The organism is Isoptericola sp. NPDC019482, assembly GCF_040632295.1.
GTDB lineage: Bacteria > Actinomycetota > Actinomycetes > Actinomycetales > Cellulomonadaceae > Isoptericola.
The window spans coordinates 47,734-64,911 of record NZ_JBEYBQ010000011.1 but is presented as its reverse complement, the minus strand read 5'-3'; the positions used below and the strand labels follow the sequence as shown (position 1 = coordinate 64,911).

Below are 17,178 nucleotides of genomic sequence, written 5' to 3'. Positions count from 1 at the left end.
TCCTGTGCACACGTACCGAACAGCACGGGCACGACCAGCACGCGCAACGACCAGCACGCGCAACGGCGGCTGGCGACGAACGGTGCGCAGCGACGCGGGCTCGCAGCATCGCGGTCAGGGGCGAGGCGGTCAGGGGCGAGGCGGTCAGAAACGAGATCGTCCAGGAGCCCAGCGGTCAGACGCGAAGCGCCAGGAGCGCAGCGTCAGAAGGGCGGCGGCCCGTCCCGATCGCGGCGCGGCTGGTCGGAGCACGGCTGGTCGGAGCACGGCTGGTCGGAGCTTGGCTGGGCCGCGACCCGCGGGTCCTGCGGTACCGGGTCGCGGGTGAACCGGTGTCCGGTGGGCGCGATCCAGGTGGTGTGCCTGCCGTCGGGGTCCCGCGCGACCTGCCAGCCCCCGACCGTCTTGGCCCGGTGGTGGGTGCGGCACAGGGCGTGCAGGTTGTCGCCGTGGGTCTGCGGGGCGTCGGACGCGGGGTCGAAAGGTTCGACATGGTCGAGGTCGGACGTCGCGGCGGGCACCCGGCAGCCAGGGAACGTGCAGGTGACGTCCCGCGCGACGACGGCCGCCCGGAGGGCCCCGCTCGGACGGTACGAGCGGGAGGACACGTCCGTCAGCGCGCCGCTCGCCGGGTCCGTGAACAGCCGCTGCCAGACGGCGTCCGGGTCGGACGCGAGCGCCCGCGCCATCGCCGCCGGGATCGGCCCGTGCCCCGCGAGGATCGCGGGCAGGTCGTCCGAGCCGAGCAGGGTCGATGCCGCCACGGTCACCCGGATGCCCGCCCCCGGGCGCCGCCGGGACGCGAGACCGCCCCCGTCGCCGACCGGCGGAGTACCGCCGATGGCGGGCCGCCCGGTCGCAGCCTCTCCGGGCACCACCGGTCCGGGCACCGCCGGTCCGGTCACCGCCGGTCCGGTCGCGGTCTGTCCGGTCGCGGTCTGTGCGGTCGCGGCCTGTCCGGTCGAGAGCCGGCCGGTCACGAGGGCGGTGAGGGCGTCGGCGCGGCACTCGTCGAGCCGCCGGGTCTCGCCCGGCGCCCGGCGCAGGGCGAGCCCGGCGTCGTCGATCGTGGCGTACGCACGGGCGGCGTCGTCCGCGGGCAGGTAGGCGGTGAGGTAGGCCATCGCGTCGTCGACGGGCTCGAGCCGGACGTACCGCTCGGCGCGCGCGGCGCGGTGCCGAGCCTCGGTGCCGTCCGGATCCGCCTCGATCTCCGCCCGGCGCATCCGCGCGCGGATCTGCGGCGCGGTGAGACGCTCGGCGTCGGGCAGCACCCCGGCGACGACCTCGCGACGGAGGTCGTCGGGGAGCCGGCCCGCGTCGACGAGGGCCTCCGCCTTGCGCCGGTCCACGACGCCGGCCGCGAGGGCGTCCGCCACCTCGGGCAGCCGAGCGGTCCCGTGCGCCACCGTGACGAGCTGCGCCGCCGCGTGCCGGGTCAGCCCGAGCCGCGCCGCCACGGCGTCCACCACGAACTCGTGCCGCGACGACCCTCGCGTGCGCTCCAGCATCTCGGCCAGCACGCGGGCCGACCCCGCCTGCGCCCACGCCGCGACCCGCTCCCATGCGGCCAGCACCTCGAGGATCGTGAAGTCGTCCAGCTCCGCCTCGTCGAGCGATGCCAACGTGACCGCGAGGTCCGGACCCGCTGCGGCGTCGTCCAGCACGGCGAGCAGCGGACGACCGTCGCCGGGCCCGCGCGCGCCATCGTGACCCTGGGCAACCGCGGCGTCGATCACGGACGAGGGGTGCGCCGCACGGTCGCGCAGCCCTCCCGGCACGCCTCCGCCCGCCGCCCTTCCTCCCGACGCGCCACCGCCGGGCGCCGTACCGCCCGGCGCGCCGCCGCCGAGCGCCCTGCCGTCGAGCACCGCACCAGCGGGCGACCAGCGCAGGTCGGCGACCCTGCCGCCGACGACGTCAAGGGCCTCGCCGGGCGCACGGGCGACGAGTCCCTCGACGTCGTGCGGGAGCAGCCCGGCGAGCGCGCGTTCGAGGACCGTCGCGCGCACCGCCGTGACGTGCGGCGCGCGCGACGTGGGCGGCTCCGGCGAGACCTGGGCACAGGTCACGCCGGAGCCAAGTGCCCGAGAACGAGGGCGCACGGCCGCGGGCGGGGCGGCTCGGGCTCCGTCGTCTTCGAACATGTGTTCGACTCTAGCCTCATCGACACTCCCTCACAAGGGGTTGTGGATACCCGCTCCGGTTGGGCCCGGGGTGACGCGCCGTGCCCGAACCGCCCGCCCGGCGCCGACGACCGTCATGCTGGGTCCGGAACCGCTCACCCGGAGGCCACGAGATGCCCGGACACGCCCCGCAGTCGTCGAACGATGCCGCCGCCCAGGCGCACCACGACCGGCTGTACGGCATGGCCCTCCGCATGCTCGGGTCGCACGCGGACGCCGAGGACGTGGTGCGGAAGGCGGGGCGGCGACGGCTCGCCCGCCAGGACACCGGCAGCACCGACAGCACCGGCGGCACCGGCAGCACCGACGACCGGCCGGCCGTCGAGATCGGCCGCCTGTGCCTGGATGCCCTGCGGTCGGGCCGGACACCCCGCGACCGCCCCCGCGACGACCGCACGCCCCCGGCGGACGCCGACGCGCCCGGAGACGCCGACGCGCCCGGAGACGGCGACCCGCCCCGGGACACCGACCCGCCCGGGGACGCGGCGGGCGCCGTGCCGCTCGCCGCCCTGGACCGCCTGCGCCCCGACGAGCGCGTGGCGTTCGTGCTGCACGACGCGTACGCCGTCCCCTACGAGGAGGTCGCCTCCGTCCTGGCCCGGTCCGCCGCCGCGACCGAGGCGATCACCGCCCGCGCCCGCGCGCGGGTGTGGTTCGCGACGCGCCCCCACGAGACGCCGGACGCGCCCTGAGCAGCCCGGTGGCCGGTCAGACCAGCCCGTCCTCCGCCAGCACCCGCTGCGCGACGGCGAACGCCCGGTTCGCGCTCGGCACCGAGCAGTAGATCGCCGACTGGAGCAGGACCTCGCGGATCTCGTCCACGGTGAGCCCGTTGCGCACCGCGGCGCGCACGTGCATGGCGAGCTCCTCGTGGTGACCGCCGGCCACCAGCGCGGTGAGCGTGATCATGGACCGGCTGCGACGGTCGAGCCCGGGCCGCGTCCAGATCTCCCCCCAGGCGTAGCGCGCGATCAGGTCCTGGAAGTCCGCCGTGAACGACGTCGTGCCCGCGTCCGCGCGGTCGACGTGCGCGTCCCCCAGCACGGCACGACGCACCGCCGTGCCGTCGGCACGACACTCCGCGTCGGTGCGCCCCGCACCCTGCTCGCCGTCCCGCCCTGCCGTGGTCATCGCTCCCCCTCCACGCCCCGCAGCTCGCCCACCAGCTCACGAATCAGGGTCGCCGTGCGGCCCGGCCACTCGGCGGGCGCGAGGTGCGCGGCGCCGTGGATCACGACCAGTCGTCCGCGGCGGACACCGTCCGCGACCACCGCGACGTCGTCGGGCGTCGTCGCCGGGTCCTCGGCGCCGGCGACGGCGACCACGGGGGCGCCGACCTCGGCGAGCCGGTCCCGGACGTCGAACCGGGCCAGCGCGCCGCAGACGGCGGCGTACCCGAACCGGTCCGCCTCCTGCAGGGACGCGAGCAGGCGGGTGCCGACGTCGGGCGCCCGTTCCAGGAACCCCGGGGCGAACCAGCGCCCGGCGGCGGCGCTGACCTGGGTGGGCGTGCCCGCGGCCTCGACCAGGGCGCCGCGCTCGAGCCACGGGTCGGGCTCGCCGAACCGTGCCGCCGTGCAGCACAGGACGGCGCCGCGCACGCGGTCCGGGGCGTCGAGCAGCAGCTGCTGACCGACCGCCCCGCCCACCGACACCCCGGCGTACCAGAACGGCGCGCCCGGGTCGCCGCGCTCGGCCTGGGCGCGGTCGACGAGCGCGAGCACCGCCGCCGCCAGGTCGGCCACGGTCAGGTCGTCCAGCGAGCCCGGCGCCACCCCCCGCGACGTGCCGTGCCCCGGCAGGTCCCAGCCGACGACGTCGGCCACGTCGTCCAGCAGCGGCACGACGTCGCGCCACACGGCCGTCACCGACGTGCCCAGCGACGGCCCCAGCACCAGCAGCGGGCGGGTCGCGTCGCGCAGCGCGAACGCCGTCGCGCCCAGCGCGGGGGCGCTCATCGCTCCCCCGCCTCGGCCGACTCGGGCGAGTACCGCGCCAGCACCCGGTCGACGAGCGCCGCCGCCTCGCCCGTGTCGACGCGGCCGGCCGAGGGGAGGTCGAGCTGCTCGCGCAGGTTCCGGGCGACGGCCGCCCCGTCGACCCCCAGGCCCGCCAGCAGCTCGGCCGCGGCGTGCGCGGCGCCCACCGCGTGCCGCGCGAGCTGCTGCAGCGCCGGCCACTCGGCGTGCCACGCGCCGTCGGGCCGCTCGTCGACGGCCTGGCCGGCCGACGCCAGCACCTGCGCGGCCAGCGGCGGCGCGGCGAGCGCCGACCGGCGGACCAGCACCGACAGCACCGGGTTGTGCTTGTGCGCCATCGCCGACGACGCCCCGCGGCCCGGGGCGGCCGGCTCGCGCAGCTCGCCCACCTCGGCGCGGGCGCCCACCAGGACGTCGGCGGCGACGGTGCCCAGCGCCGCGCACGCCTCCGCGAGCGCCGTCGCCGCGCGGACCACGGGGAAGCGCGTGACGTGCCACGGCCCCGCCGTCGTCGGCAGCCCGAGCTCGGCCGCCCACGCGTCGACCAGCTCCAGCGCCTCGCCCGAGGGCGAGAGCGACACCGTGCCCGCGAGCGTGCCCGCCGCGCCGCCGTAGGCGAGCGGGAGCGCACGGGTCGCGTCGTCGAGCCGCGCCCGGGCCTCGGCGGCGCCCTGCAGCCACCCGGCGCAGCGGGCGCCGAGCGTGGTGGGCACGGCGGGCTGGGTGAGCGTGCGCCCGAGGGCGGGCAGGTCGCGGTGGCGGCGCGCGAGCACGGCAGCGGCGGCGACGGCGCGCCCGAGGCCTGCGTCCGTGGCGCGGGCGGCGTCGCGCAGCACGAGCACGAGCGCGGTGTCGAGCACGTCCTGCGACGTCAGCCCCGCGTGCACGGCCCCGACGACGTCCGCCACGGGCACCCCGGCCTCGACGGCGGGCCCGCACCCGGACTCCACGGCCGCGCGCAGCCGGGCGAGCAGGGGGATCACGGGGTTGCCGCCGCCCGCCGCGTCGCGGGCGACCTCGGTCGCCAGCGCGAGCGCCGCGCCGTCGTCCGCCGCGAGCGCCACGACGGCCCGGTCCACGACGGGCACGACGGCGACGGGCACGACGCCGCACCGCGCCTGCGCGCGCACCCACGCGGCCTCGGCGGCGAGCATCGCGCGCAGCACGGCGACGTCGTCGGTGACGGCGGCGGGCGAGCCGGGGGCGAGGTCCGCGCCGGGGGTGAGCAGGCCGACGTCAGGCACCCGGCCGCCCCTCGGGCGACGGCACCCCGGACAGGACGCGCCCGCTCGGGTCGGGCAGGTCGAGCGGGTCGGACGGCGGCCCGGCGGCGAGGCCGCGGACGACGCCGTGCGCGGCGTCCGGCACCTGATCGGGCGGGGCGTGGCCCGCCGTCCCCTGGCCGAGGTCGAGGAACACCGTCTCCCCCTCGCCCTGCAGGCGGACGTCGAACCGCAGCGACCCGTCGGGCTCCCGCGCGGCGAGGAGCGTCGCGCGCCGCTCGGGCTCGAGGCCCGCGAGGAGCGGGTCGGTCGCGAGCGCGTCATCGTCGTCGGGCAGGTAGATCCGCGTGAACAACCGGTCGGTGAGGCCGCGCGCGAACACCGCGAGGGCGATCATCGCGGGCCGACGACGCCCGTCCGTCGACGCGGTCGGACCGGGCTCGAGGGTGCGGAACCAGTACCCGCCCTCGCGGTCGGTGGCGGCGCGGCCCCAGCCGGTGAAGGTACCGTCGCGCAGGATCGAGCCGCTGCGCCGCACGACGGCGCCCGCCGGGTCGGCGTGCCAGATCTCCAGCAGCGCGTCGGGCACGGGCCGGCCGGCGCCGTCGAGCACGCGGCCGTGCAGGCGCACCGCGCCGGGGGTGCCGGGGTCGACGAGCTCGTGCCCCCGGTCGTACGGCAGCGCGAAGCCGAAGAACGGGCCCACGGTCTGGCCGGGCGTCGGGCGGAGCCGCGGCTCGCGGCCGGGGCCCGCGTCAGTCGTCGCGGCGTCACTCATCGTCGTCCTCCGGCCTCGTCGTCATCGTCCGGCTCCGTCCAGGTGCGCTCCGCCCCCGACAGCACGATGTCCCACCGGTAGCCGGTGGACCACTCGTGCGAGGTGAGCGCGTGGTCGTAGACGGCGATCAGGCGGTCGCGCGCCCGCGGGTCGCGGACGGACTGGTAGATGGGGTCGAGGGCGAACAGCGGGTCGCCGGGGAAGTACATCTGCGTCACGGTGCGCTGCGTGAAGTCGGTGCCGAAGAGGGAGAAGTGGATGTGCGCGGGGCGCCACGCGTTCTGGTGGTTCTTCCACGGGTACGGGCCGGGCTTGATGGTCGTGAACCGGTACCAGCCGTCGTCGTCGGTGAGCGTGCGGCCGACGCCCGTGAAGTTCGGGTCGATGGGCGCGGGGTGCTGGTCGCGCTTGTGGATGTAGCGCCCGCCCGCGTTGGCCTGCCAGATCTCCACGAGCTGCCCGCGCACGGGCCGGCCGGCGCCGTCGAGGACCCGGCCCGCGACGACGATCCGCTCCCCGATCGGCTCGCCGCCGTGCTGCACGGTGAGGTCGGCCTCCAGGGCGCCGATGTCGCGCTCGCCGAAGACGGGCGCGAGCAGCTCGATCGTCTCGGGGTCGGCGTGCCGCAGGTCCTTGGTCGGGTGCCGCAGCAGCGAGCTGCGGTACGGGGCGAAGTCGCGGGCGGGCCCCGTCTCCTCGGGCCCGCCCGCGTCCCGGTAGGCCCGGTGGCTCGCCCGGATCTCCGTGGACAGCTCGGTCTGGCTCTCGCTCACATCGCTCCTTCCGTGGTGCGGCCGGGGAGGACCGATCCCCAGCCGGTGTAGCCCTCCGCCAGGTACCGCCGTCCGGCCTCCGACGCGACGAGTGTCCGCAGCTCCGCGATCCGGCGGCGGTGCTCGAACCCCGACTCGCCGGGGTGCGTGTGCAGCATCCGGCTCATCCAGGCGGAGAAGTGCTGGGCCCGCCACACGCGCTCGGACACGCGGCGGCCGTACTCGTCGAGGAGCGCCTCGTCCCTCTCCCGCCGCGCGAACCAGGTGGTCAGCACGTCGTGCAGCACGACGACGTCGGCGAGCGCCAGGTTGAGCCCCTTGGCGCCGGTGGGCGGCACGGTGTGCGCGGCGTCGCCGGCGAGCAGCATGCGCCCGTGGCGCACGGGCTCGACGACGGACGACCGGAAGCGCAGCACGGACCGCTCCTGCACCGGCCCCTCGAGGAGGCGGAACCCGTCCGTCCCGGCGACGCGGCGCTGCAGCTCGTGCCAGACGCGGTCGTCGGACCAGCCCGCGGGGTCCTCGTCGGGGTCGCACTGGAAGTAGAGGCGCTGGTGGGTGTCGGTGCGCTGGCTGATCAGCGCGAAGCCGTGCTCCGACGTCGTGTAGACGAGCTCGGGGGCGCTGCGCGGCGCCTCCACGATGACGCCGAACCAGGCGTACGGGTACTCGTGCACGAAGTGCCGCCGCACGTCCTCGGGCAGCGAGTGGCGGCAGGTCGAGTGCGAGCCGTCCGTGCCCACGAGGACGTCGCAGCGCAGCTCGCGCTCCGTCCCGCCGGATCCGCCCTCGGCGTCCGTCCACCGCACGCCGGGGCTGTCGGTGTGGATGTCGAGCACCTCGGTGACGGACGCCTGCCAGCGGACGTCCGTGCCGGTCTCGGCCGCCCGGTCGGCGAGGTCGGTGAACACCTCCGTCTGCGGGTACAGCCAGACGGCGCTGCCGGTGAGGCCGTGCAGGTCGATGCGGTGGGACTCGCCGTCGAACCGCAGGGCGATGCCGTCGTGCCGGTCGCCCTCGCGCAGCACGCGGTCCATGCCCGCGTCGGCCAGCGTGGACACCGAGCTCGCCTCGAGGATGCCGGCACGGGTGGTGCGGTAGATCTCGTCGCGGGAGCGGGACTCCAGCACCACGTGGTCGATGCCCGACGTGTGCAGCAGGTGCGACAGCAGCAGCCCCGCCGGCCCGCCGCCGACGATCGCGACGCGCGTGCGCTCGATGGGGGCAGGGGTGGCCATCAGTCTCCTTCCAGGGAGAGGCCGAGCAGGTCCTCCAGCTCGGCGTGCGAGACGCCGAACCGCTCGACCACGGCCGCGCCCCCTCGCCCGCCCGTCCCGACGTCGAGCACCGCACGGTCGCTGTAGACGCGCGACACGCACCCGACGCCGGTGAGCGGCAGCGTGCACTCGGTGACGAGCTTGGGCGCCCCGTCCTTGGTCAGCAGGGTCATCATCACCACCGTGCGCCGGGCGCCGACGGCGAGGTCCATGGCGCCGCCGACGGCGGGGATGGCGTCGGGCGCGCCGGTGGACCAGTTGGCCAGGTCGCCGGCCGTCGACACCTGGAACGCGCCCAGCACGCACACGTCGATGTGGCCGCCGCGCATCATCGCGAACGAGTCGGCCTGGTGGAAGTAGGACGCCCCCGGCAGCTCCGTGACCGGCACCTTGCCCGCGTTGACGAGCTCCGGGTCGACGTCGCCCGGCGCGGGTGCCGGGCCCATGCCGAGCATCCCGTTCTCGGTGTGGAGCGTGACGCCGGAGCCGGGCGGCAGGTGGTCGCCGACCAGCGTCGGCAGGCCGATCCCCAGGTTCACGTACGCGCCGGCCGGGATGTCCGCGGCGACGCGCGCGGCGATCTGCTCACGGGTCAGCGGGCCGGTCGCCCGCGCCGGGGCGGTCATGCGCTCACCCCCGCCACGGCGGTCACGCTGTCCAGGGCCACGACCGCCTCGACGTAGATGCCGGGCGTCACGACCGCCTCCGGGTCCAGCGCGCCGGCCGGCACGACGTCGCGCACCTGCGCCACGGTGCGCGACGAAGCCGTCGCCATCACCGGCCCGAAGTTGCGCGCGGTGCGGCGGTAGACGAGGTTGCCGGCCGTGTCCGCGCGGTGCGCCTTGACCAGCGCGACGTCGGCCCGGATCGGCGTCTCCAGCACCATCGGCACGCCGTCGAGCACGCGGGTCTCCTTGCCCTCGGCCAGCGGCGTGCCGTAGCCGGTGGGCGTGAAGAACGCCCCGATCCCGGCGCCCGCGGCTCGGATCCGCTCGGCCAGGTTGCCCTGCGGCACCAGCTCCAGCTCGATGCGCCCGGCGCGGTACGCGGCGTCGAAGTGCCACGAGTCCACCTGCCGCGGGAACGAGCAGACGATGCGGCGCACCCGCCCGTCGCGCACCAGCCGCGCCAGGGCGTCGTCGCCGTTGCCCGCGTTGTTCGACACGACGACCAGGTCGCCCGCGCCCGAGGCGAGCAGCGCCTCGATGAGCTCCACCGGCTGCCCGGCCGGGCCGAAGCCCCCGATCATCACCGTCGCGCCGTCCGGCACGTCACCCAGCGCCTCGCGCGCCGTCTCCGCCACCCGCGTCATGCCGCACCCCCTGTGCCGCCCGCCCCGCCGACGTTCTCCAGCACGACGGCGGTGCCCTGCCCGACGCCGATGCACAGCGCCGCCACGCCCCACCGCTCGCCGGTGGCCCGCAACCGCCGCGCCAGCGTGCCCAGCACCCGCGTGCCCGACGCGCCCAGCGGGTGGCCCAGCGCGACCGCGCCGCCCCAGCCGTTGAGGATCGCCAGGTCCCGGATCGGGGAGTCGAGGAACGCGGCGTGGTCGTCCACGCCCCACGCCTCGGCGCACACGAGCGCCTGCGCGGCGAACGCCTCGTTGAGCTCGACGGCGCCGACGTCGCCCCACCCGATGCCGGACCGCTCCAGCGCGCGGTTCGCGGCCTCGACGGGCGCGGCGCCGAAGTACTGCGGCTCCCCCGCGACCGTCGCCCGGCCCGCGACGCGCGCCAGCGGCTCCAGGCCGGTGAGCACCGCGGCGCGCTCCGAGCCGATCAGCGCCGCCGACGCGCCGTCCGACAGCGGGGACGCATTCCCGGCGGTGACGGTGCCGTCCTCCCGGAACGACGGCGCCAGGGCGGCCAGCCTCTCGAGGGTGGTGTCGGGCCGGATCGCCTCGTCGTGGCGCAGGTCGACACCGGGGTAGGGCGTCACCAGGTCGTCGTAGCACCCGTCCTCCCAGGCGCGCACCGCCAGCAGGTGGCTGCGCAGCGCGAAGGCGTCCTGCCGCTCGCGGGAGACGCCGTGCTTCTCCCGCAGCCGCTCGGTGGCCTCCCCGAGCGAGACGGTCCAGTCGGGCTCCATGCGCGGGTTCACCAGCCGCCAGCCGAGCGTCGTGGAGACGAGCGCCGCGTCGCCCGCGGGGTACGGCCGGGACGGCTTGGGCACGACCCACGGCGCCCGCGACATGGACTCGACGCCGCCCGCGACGACGACGTCCGCGTCGCCCGTCTCGACCGCCCGCGCCGCCTGCACCGCCGCCTCCAACGACGACCCGCACAGCCGGTTCACGGTGGCGCCCGGCACGGTCAGCGGGAGGCCCGCGAGCAGCACGGCCATGCGCGCGACGTCCCGGTTCTCCTCCCCCGCGCCGTTGGCGTTGCCGAGGATCACGTCGTCGATCACCGCCGGGTCGAGCGCCGGGGCGCGCCGCACCTGCTCGCCGACGACGAACGCGGCCAGGTCGTCCGGCCGCACGCCCGCGAGCGCCCCGCCGTACCGGCCGAACGGCGTGCGGACGGCGTCGTAGACGTACGCGTCCCGTGTCATCGGAGTCTCATCGTCATCGGATCCTCATCAGGTCGTCCTCGATCCGCTTCGCCGCGGCCAGGAGCGGCGGCACGATGTCGTCGCGGATCTCGGCCACATCGCCGCGACGCACGGGCGCCGAGACGTTGACGGCCGCGACGACGTCGCCGCGCGCGTCGTGCAGCGGCGCCGCGACGGAGCGCAGGCCCTCCTCGAGCTCCTGGTCCACGAGGGCCCAGCCCTGCTCGCGCGCCCGGTCCAGCTCGGCGCGCAGCGCGGCGGGCGTCGTCACGGTGCGCGCGGTGAGGGCGGGGAGCTCGACGGCGGCGAGGAAGGCGTCGCGCTCGCCGTCCGGCACGTGCGCGAGGATCGCGCGGCCCATCGACGTCGCGAACGCCGGGAAGCGGGTGCCGACGCGGATCGCCGCCGCCATGATCCGGTGCGTCGCGACGCGCGCCACGTAGACGATGTCCGCGCCGTCGAGCACCGCCACCGACGACGACTCCCCCACCTCCTGCGACAACCGCTCCAGGTGCGGCGTCGCGACCTCCGGCAGCGTGAGGCTGGACAGGTACGCGTAGCCCAGGTCGAGGACGGCGGGCCGCAGCGCGAACTCGCGACCGTCGGTGCGCACGTACCCGAGGTCCACGAGGGTGTGCAGGAACCGGCGCGCCGACGCCCGGCTCAGGCCCGTGACACGGGCGACGTCGCTCAGCGTGAGCGACGGCCGTTCCGCGCCGAACGCGCGGATCACCGCCAGCCCCCGGTCGAGCGACTGGACGAACTCGCCCGACCGCGCCGTCGTCTCCTCGGTGTCCCCTGCCCCCGTGAGCTCTGCCCGGGTGCCGTCCGTGCTCTCCATGGGCTCAGCCTGCATGGGTCAGCCTCGCGTCGGCGAGGGAGCGCACGCCCTGCTTGGCCTGCTGCACCACCTCGTAGACGTGGGTGCGCAGGCGGGCGAACTCGGGGGCACCGCGGGTGTCGAGCTGGTCCCGCTCGGCGCCGAGGTCGACGCGCACGTCCTCCAGCAGCACGGTCGGCCGGGCGGACAGCACCAGCACGCGCTCGCCCAGATAGATCGCCTCGTCGATGTCGTGGGTGACGAAGACGACCGTGACGCCCAGGCGCTGCCACAGGGCGCGGACCAGGTCCTCCAGCTCGAAGCGCGTCTGCGCGTCGACGGCGGCGAACGGCTCGTCCATGAGAAGCACCTGCGGCTCGTACGCCGCGGCCCGGGCGATGGCGACGCGCTGCTGCATGCCGCCCGACAGCTGCCACGGGTACGACCGGCCGACGTCGGCCAGGCCCACCGCCTCGAGCGCCTCGCCGACGAGCCGCGCCCGCTCCGCACGGGGCACGCCCTTCTCCGAAAGGGGGAGTGCCACATTCTGCTCGACGGTCATCCACGGGAACAGCGAGCGCCCGTACTCCTGCAGCACCACCGCCATGCCCTGCGGCGGCCCGGTGACGGGCGTCCCGGCGAGGACGACGTCGCCCGACGTCGCGGGCAGCAGGCCGGCGAGGCAGCGCAGCAGCGTCGTCTTGCCCGCGCCGGACGGGCCGACGACGCAGACGAGCTCGCCGTCGCCGACCTCGAACGACAGCTCCTCGATCGCCTCGACCGGGTCACCGCGGCCCGCGTAGACCTTGCGCAGTCCGCGGACCTCGAGCATCGCGTTCATCTGGTCACCTCCACGATCTAGGCACCTCCACGTTGGGCCTGCAGGTACCCGTGGTACCAGGCGAGGACCGCGCCGGTCGCGATCCGGAAGACGAAGGACAGGAGCACCCCGAGCAGGCCGAGCATGATGACGCCGCTCCACATCTCGGGGATGGCGAAGCTGCGCTGGAACTGCACGACGGAGAAGCCGAGGCCGTCCTTGGCCGCGAACATCTCGCTGATCACCATGAGGATGATCGCGATCGACAGCGCCTGCCGGGCGCCGGTGACGATCTGCGGGCTCGCGCCGGGCAGCATGAGCCGCCGGAACCGCCCCCACCGGCCGAGGCGGAACGCGCGGGCCGTGTCCTTGAGCACCGGGTCGAGTCCGCGCACCCCCTCGACCGTGTTGAGCAGGATGGGCCACAGGGCGCCGGTCGCGATGACGAACACCCGCATCGACGTGCCGACGCCGAGGAACAGCATGAGCACCGGCACCATGACCGGCGGCGGGATGGCGCGGAAGAACTCCAGCACCGGCTCGGCGAACTCCCGCAGGGGGCGCACCGCACCGATGAGCACGCCCAGCCCGATCCCCACCACGAGGGCCACGGAGTAGCCGACGAGCAGCCGGCCCAGGCTCGGCAGGATGTCCTGCACGAACCGGGTGTCCGCGAACGTGTCGCCCGAGAACCAGGTAGGGCCGAACGTCGCGAGGATCTCCGACAGCGGCGGGTTGAACGGCGACTGGCTGTCCGCGGTCGCGACCCACCACGCCGCGAGCAGCAGCAGCGGCAGCCCGACGGCGTACAGCACGGACCGGACGACGCTCATCACAGGACCTCCCCGCGCACGGACGGGTGCCAGAACAGCGCGCGGTGCTCCAGCGCGCGGGCCAGCAGGTTGACGGCGACGCCGAGCAGCCCGGTCACGACGACCAGCGCGTACATCGACGGCACGGCGCCGGACTCCCGCGCGACGGCGAGCAGCTTGCCGATCCCCGGGGTGCCGATGAGCATCTCGCCCGTCACGGTGAGGATCAGCGCCACCGCGGCTCCGAGCCGCAGGCCGGTCATCACGTAGGGCAGCGCCGTCGGCCACACGAGCGTGCGCACCCGCGCGAGCACGGAGAAGCGGTACGAGCGGGCCGTGTCGCTGGCCACCGGGTCCACGTCCTGCACGCCCGCGAGCACCTGCACCAGCACCTGCCAGAACGACGCGTACACGACCAGCAGCAGCGTGGCCTGCATCCCCGTGCCCCACAGCAGCACCGCGATCGGGATGAGCGCCACGGACGGCACCGGCCGCAGGAACTCGATCGTCGACGCCGTGGCCGCCCGCAGGAACGGCACCATCCCGATCACGACGCCGAGCACCACGCCGGCGACGACGCTGATCGCCAGGCCCGTGATCCACGTGACCAGCGTGTCGCCCAGCGCCGTCCAGAACTCCGGCGTCTGCACGCGCTCCACCAGCGCGGCGAGGATCTCCGTCGTCGGGGGCAGGAAGTCCGGGTTCACCAGGCCCGTCGCGGGCACCACCTGCAACACCACGAGCAGCGTCACGACGCCCGCGATGCCCAGCCAGACTGCCCGGTGGGCCAGGGGACGGCCCCTGCTCATGGCATCAGGGCGGAGACGTCGACAGGCTCCTCGAAGACTCCGTACTGCTCGCCGAGGTCGGCGAGGAGCTGCAGCTGCGCCTCGTCGAGGTCCGGGGTGAAGCGCGGCATGACCATCGCGTCCTTCACGGCGGGGTCGATCTCGGTGTACGAGTCGAGCACGGCCCGGGTCTCGTCGGGGTGCTCCTCGGCGTACGAGAGGGACTCCTTCAGCGCGGCGGTGAACGCGTCCACCGTCTCGGGGTCCTTCGCGGTCTGCTGCTCGGTGGTGAAGTACGCCGCGATGAGGAGGTTCGGATCCACCTCGGCGTAGTTCCAGCTCACCGGCTCGGCGCCGGACTGCAGCGCCCGGGTGAGGTGCGGCTCGAGGATCCAGGCCGCGTCGACCTGGCCGCTCTCCACCGCGGCGGGCATGTCGGGGAAGCCCATCTCGACGAACTCGACCTTGGACGCGTCGCCGCCCGCGGCGTCGACCACCGCGCTCACCGTGGTGTCGCCGATGTTGTTGAGCGTGTTGACCGCGACCGTCTTGCCGGCGAGGTCGGCGGCGTCCTCGATCCCGGAGTCCGGCATCGCGACGACGGCCGCGAAGTCCTTGCCCACCTCGCCGGTCGTGAGGTTCCCCGGGGCCACGACCTTGAGCGGGAGCCCCTGCTGCGACGCGAGCAGCAGCGACGTGACGTTGCTGAAGCCGAACTCGTACTCGCCGCTCACGACGGCGGGCACGATCGCGGCGCCGCCCTGCGCCAGCTCGAGGGTGACGTCGAGGCCCTCGTCCTCGAAGAAGCCCTGCTCGACGCCGAGGTAGATGGGCGCCACGTCGACGATCGGGATGACCCCCACCGTGACCGGCGTCAGCCCGCCGTCGCCGGACGCCCCGGGTTCCGGCTCGCCCGACGAGCCGCTGCACGCGGCCAGGGTCAGGGCGGCCGCCGCGGCGACGACGGCGGGGACGGTGCGGCGGGCGACTGGTTTCCCAAGCACGGTGTTCTCCCTTGAACGGTCCGGACCGGAGTGGACCGTCATTGGTCCGTTCTCCGAACGAGTGTGCTGAGAGTGAACATAGCGGCGCCCGCCCGGGCGGGTCAACGGTCGGCACGGCGACGGCGCGACGGCAGGCACGACGCAGGTTCCCGTGCGCGGGGGACGCGGTTCCCCCGCACGGGGGAAGCCCCCGGCACACCGGCGGCGCGAGCGTGGGAGCACACGCACCCACCCGACCGGAGGCAGCACGATGACCAGCACGTCCGTCCCCCGAGAGCTCCCCCGGCGCGACGCCGGCCCTGACGCCGGCTCCCGGTCCGGCTCCACGCTCGCCCTCACGCCCGGCACCACCGGGGCACCGCCGGCGGACCGCCGCCTCGCGGGCGCCGCGCTCGCGGCGTCGGCCGCCACCGCGGCCATGCTCGGCTGGTTCGTCGCCCGGCCGGAGCTCGACCCCCTGCTCCCCGACGGGCGCATGCTCGGCGCGGCGCTCGTGCCCGCGACGTCGCTCGTCCTGGTCCTGCTCGCGACGGCGCTGCTCGGCGTCGTGGTCGCGGCGGCCGCGTTCGCCCGGCCGACCGCCCGGGCCGCGGGCCGCCTCGTCACTCCCGTCGGCGTCCTCGAGGTCGTGATGTTCGGCCTCCTCGCCCAGGGGTCGGGCACGCTCCCCGCCGCCGGCTACCTCGTGTCCTTCGCCGTCCCCGTGCTCGCCGTGTGGGCGGGCGTGCAGGTGTTCCGCACCCGCCCCGCGTGGCGCCTGCCGCTCGTCGCCCTCGCGGCGCTCGCCGTCGTCGGCGTCGTCGTCGGCGGCGGCGCTCTCGCCGACTGGTGGGTCGGGATCTCCACCGGGCTCGCGCGCGAGCCGTGGGCGCTGCCGTCCGTGCTGCTGCCGCTGGCGACCGCGGCGAGCTGGGGCGGCCTGGTCGCCGTGCGTGGCTGGCGGCGCGGGTCCCTGCGGACCGCTACCGCCTGGGTGACTCGGCACCGGCGGCTGTTCACGATCGTCGCGGCTCTCGGACCGCTGCCCTACGCGCTCGCTCGCCTCACCTGGCTGACCCCGTGGCCGGCCTTCGCCGGCCCGGCGGACGAGCTGACCGTCGCCGTCCGCATCCAGGGGCTGTCGCTCTCGAGCGGCGCGTGGCTCGGGATCGTCCTCACGCTCGGCCTGATCCTGCCGTGGGGCGAGCGCCTGCCGCGCTGGTTCGGCCGCCGCGCCGGGCGCCCCGTGCCGCCGGCCGCGGCCATCGTGCCCGGCGGGACCGTCGCCGTCATGCTCTGCGGCGCCGCCGTCCCCATGCTCCTCATGATGGGCTGGGCCGGGGCGCTCTACTTCCCCGCCTGGTTCTGGGGGCCCGCGCTCGCCCTCGCCGTCTGGGGGTACGCGGGGCACCGGTACGGCATCGAGGACCCCGCCCCTCACGACCCCGGGGTCAGCGACGCAGCGCCTGCTCGGCCCGCTCCCGCAGCTCGTCGCTGAGGCGCAGCTCGCCGGCGTCGTGGGCCACGACCAGGGCCTTCGCGACGTCGGTGAGCACGGGCGCGCCGTCGAGGCGGTTGTACGCCCCGAACCAGTCCGTCAGCGTCACGCCGTGCGCGGGCCGGCGCACCACCTCGACCTCGTCGCCCGCGCCGAGGTCGCCGTTCTCGATGACCCGCAGGTACGCGCCCGTCCGGTTCGCCTGCGTGAACCGGCGCACCCAGCGCGGCGGCGAGTCCAGGCGGCGCGCGAACGTCTGGCACGGCGTGCGGGGCTGCGTCACCTCGAGGAGCGCCGTGCCCACCCGCCACTGCTCGCCGATCACCGCGCGGCTCACCTCCAGGCCGCGGGTGCGCAGGTTCTCCCCGAACAGCCCGGGCGTGACCTCGTAGCCCAGCTCGGCGCCCCACACCTCCGCGTCCTCCTGCGAGTACGCGTACACCGCCTGGTCCAGGCCGCCGTGGTTGGCGCGGTCCGCCTGCACGTCCGCGTAGAGCCCGTACGGGCGGGCCTTGACCCGCCCCTCCACGGGGCGCTTGTCGATGGCGGTGACGCCCACCGTCCCGGCGTCGGGCAGGAGGGCGAACACGCGGCAGACGGCGAGGAGCTCGGGCACGGACCTATCGTCTCAGGCCGGACGACCCACCTCACACCGCCGGCGGCGGGCCGTCCCGCCGCTGGTCAC

General features: G+C 75.9%; 18 protein-coding genes. 2 read left to right on the top strand and 16 right to left on the bottom strand.

The window, feature by feature from the left end; genetic code table 11:
- Nucleotides 1–203: 203 nt before the first annotated feature.
- On the bottom strand, nucleotides 204–2,072 hold the full coding sequence (locus tag ABZ493_RS10015) for an HNH endonuclease (protein ID WP_430582018.1): 1,869 nt from the start codon (nucleotides 2,070–2,072) through the stop codon (nucleotides 204–206).
- A gap of 227 nt (nucleotides 2,073–2,299) precedes the next feature.
- On the opposite strand from ABZ493_RS10015, the gene ABZ493_RS10010 reads away from it, so the two are divergent.
- The gene (locus tag ABZ493_RS10010; RefSeq protein ID WP_430582017.1) at nucleotides 2,300–2,878 is read left to right on the top strand and encodes a sigma factor-like helix-turn-helix DNA-binding protein; all 579 of its coding nucleotides are present in this window, start codon (nucleotides 2,300–2,302) and stop codon (nucleotides 2,876–2,878) included.
- Nucleotides 2,879–2,894: 16 nt separating this feature from the next.
- Here the strand turns inward: ABZ493_RS10010 and pcaC are convergent, their stop codons facing one another.
- Genes pcaC through ABZ493_RS09940 form a run of 14 tightly spaced genes read right to left on the bottom strand, consistent with a single transcriptional unit; the run spans nucleotide 2,895 to nucleotide 15,016 of the window.
- Complete coding sequence (pcaC, locus tag ABZ493_RS10005; RefSeq protein ID WP_430582016.1) at nucleotides 2,895–3,317, bottom strand: 4-carboxymuconolactone decarboxylase; 423 nt, start codon at nucleotides 3,315–3,317, stop codon at nucleotides 2,895–2,897.
- On the bottom strand, nucleotides 3,314–4,144 hold the full coding sequence (locus tag ABZ493_RS10000; RefSeq protein ID WP_430582015.1) for an alpha/beta fold hydrolase: 831 nt from the start codon (nucleotides 4,142–4,144) through the stop codon (nucleotides 3,314–3,316). Before ABZ493_RS10000 ends, pcaC begins: the two co-directional genes overlap by 4 nt.
- Nucleotides 4,141–5,409, bottom strand: coding sequence for a lyase family protein (locus ABZ493_RS09995; protein ID WP_430582014.1), 1,269 nt, complete (start codon nucleotides 5,407–5,409; stop codon nucleotides 4,141–4,143). Before ABZ493_RS09995 ends, ABZ493_RS10000 begins: the two co-directional genes overlap by 4 nt.
- Complete coding sequence (gene pcaG / locus ABZ493_RS09990) at nucleotides 5,402–6,166, bottom strand: protocatechuate 3,4-dioxygenase subunit alpha (protein WP_430582013.1); 765 nt, start codon at nucleotides 6,164–6,166, stop codon at nucleotides 5,402–5,404. The genes ABZ493_RS09995 and pcaG overlap by 8 nt, the downstream gene beginning before the upstream one ends.
- On the bottom strand, nucleotides 6,163–6,939 hold the full coding sequence (gene pcaH / locus ABZ493_RS09985; RefSeq protein ID WP_430582012.1) for a protocatechuate 3,4-dioxygenase subunit beta: 777 nt from the start codon (nucleotides 6,937–6,939) through the stop codon (nucleotides 6,163–6,165). The genes pcaG and pcaH overlap by 4 nt, the downstream gene beginning before the upstream one ends.
- The gene (locus ABZ493_RS09980; RefSeq protein ID WP_430582011.1) at nucleotides 6,936–8,177 is read right to left on the bottom strand and encodes a 4-hydroxybenzoate 3-monooxygenase; all 1,242 of its coding nucleotides are present in this window, start codon (nucleotides 8,175–8,177) and stop codon (nucleotides 6,936–6,938) included. Before ABZ493_RS09980 ends, pcaH begins: the two co-directional genes overlap by 4 nt.
- Entirely contained in the window at nucleotides 8,177–8,842 is a 666-nt protein-coding gene (locus tag ABZ493_RS09975; RefSeq protein ID WP_430582010.1) for a 3-oxoacid CoA-transferase subunit B, read from the bottom strand. The genes ABZ493_RS09980 and ABZ493_RS09975 overlap by 1 nt, the downstream gene beginning before the upstream one ends.
- Nucleotides 8,839–9,528: a 3-oxoacid CoA-transferase subunit A gene (locus ABZ493_RS09970; RefSeq protein WP_430582009.1), complete on the bottom strand. Its 690-nt coding sequence runs from the start codon at nucleotides 9,526–9,528 to the stop codon at nucleotides 8,839–8,841. Before ABZ493_RS09970 ends, ABZ493_RS09975 begins: the two co-directional genes overlap by 4 nt.
- On the bottom strand, nucleotides 9,525–10,772 hold the full coding sequence (locus ABZ493_RS09965) for a thiolase family protein (RefSeq protein WP_430582008.1): 1,248 nt from the start codon (nucleotides 10,770–10,772) through the stop codon (nucleotides 9,525–9,527). Before ABZ493_RS09965 ends, ABZ493_RS09970 begins: the two co-directional genes overlap by 4 nt.
- A 13-nt stretch (nucleotides 10,773–10,785) precedes the next feature.
- The gene (locus ABZ493_RS09960; protein ID WP_430582007.1) at nucleotides 10,786–11,613 is read right to left on the bottom strand and encodes an IclR family transcriptional regulator C-terminal domain-containing protein; all 828 of its coding nucleotides are present in this window, start codon (nucleotides 11,611–11,613) and stop codon (nucleotides 10,786–10,788) included.
- A 4-nt stretch (nucleotides 11,614–11,617) separates the two neighbouring features.
- Nucleotides 11,618–12,433: an ABC transporter ATP-binding protein gene (locus ABZ493_RS09955; RefSeq protein WP_430582006.1), complete on the bottom strand. Its 816-nt coding sequence runs from the start codon at nucleotides 12,431–12,433 to the stop codon at nucleotides 11,618–11,620.
- Nucleotides 12,434–12,450: 17 nt separating this feature from the next.
- Entirely contained in the window at nucleotides 12,451–13,245 is a 795-nt protein-coding gene (locus tag ABZ493_RS09950) for an ABC transporter permease (protein ID WP_430582005.1), read from the bottom strand.
- A complete protein-coding gene (locus ABZ493_RS09945; RefSeq protein WP_430582004.1) occupies nucleotides 13,245–14,033 on the bottom strand; it encodes an ABC transporter permease subunit in 789 nt (262 codons plus the stop codon). Before ABZ493_RS09945 ends, ABZ493_RS09950 begins: the two co-directional genes overlap by 1 nt.
- Nucleotides 14,030–15,016 carry an ABC transporter substrate-binding protein gene (locus ABZ493_RS09940; RefSeq protein ID WP_430582003.1) on the bottom strand — a complete coding sequence of 329 codons (987 nt, stop codon included), beginning with the start codon at nucleotides 15,014–15,016 and terminating at the stop codon, nucleotides 14,030–14,032. Before ABZ493_RS09940 ends, ABZ493_RS09945 begins: the two co-directional genes overlap by 4 nt.
- A gap of 250 nt (nucleotides 15,017–15,266) precedes the next feature.
- On the opposite strand from ABZ493_RS09940, the gene ABZ493_RS09935 reads away from it, so the two are divergent.
- Entirely contained in the window at nucleotides 15,267–16,493 is a 1,227-nt protein-coding gene (locus ABZ493_RS09935) for a hypothetical protein (protein WP_430582002.1), read from the top strand.
- Here the strand turns inward: ABZ493_RS09935 and ABZ493_RS09930 are convergent.
- Nucleotides 16,447–17,109, bottom strand: coding sequence for an MOSC domain-containing protein (locus ABZ493_RS09930; RefSeq protein WP_430582001.1), 663 nt, complete (start codon nucleotides 17,107–17,109; stop codon nucleotides 16,447–16,449). The two genes, ABZ493_RS09935 and ABZ493_RS09930, sit on opposite strands and share 47 nt — an antisense overlap.
- Nucleotides 17,110–17,178: the final 69 nt, after the last annotated feature.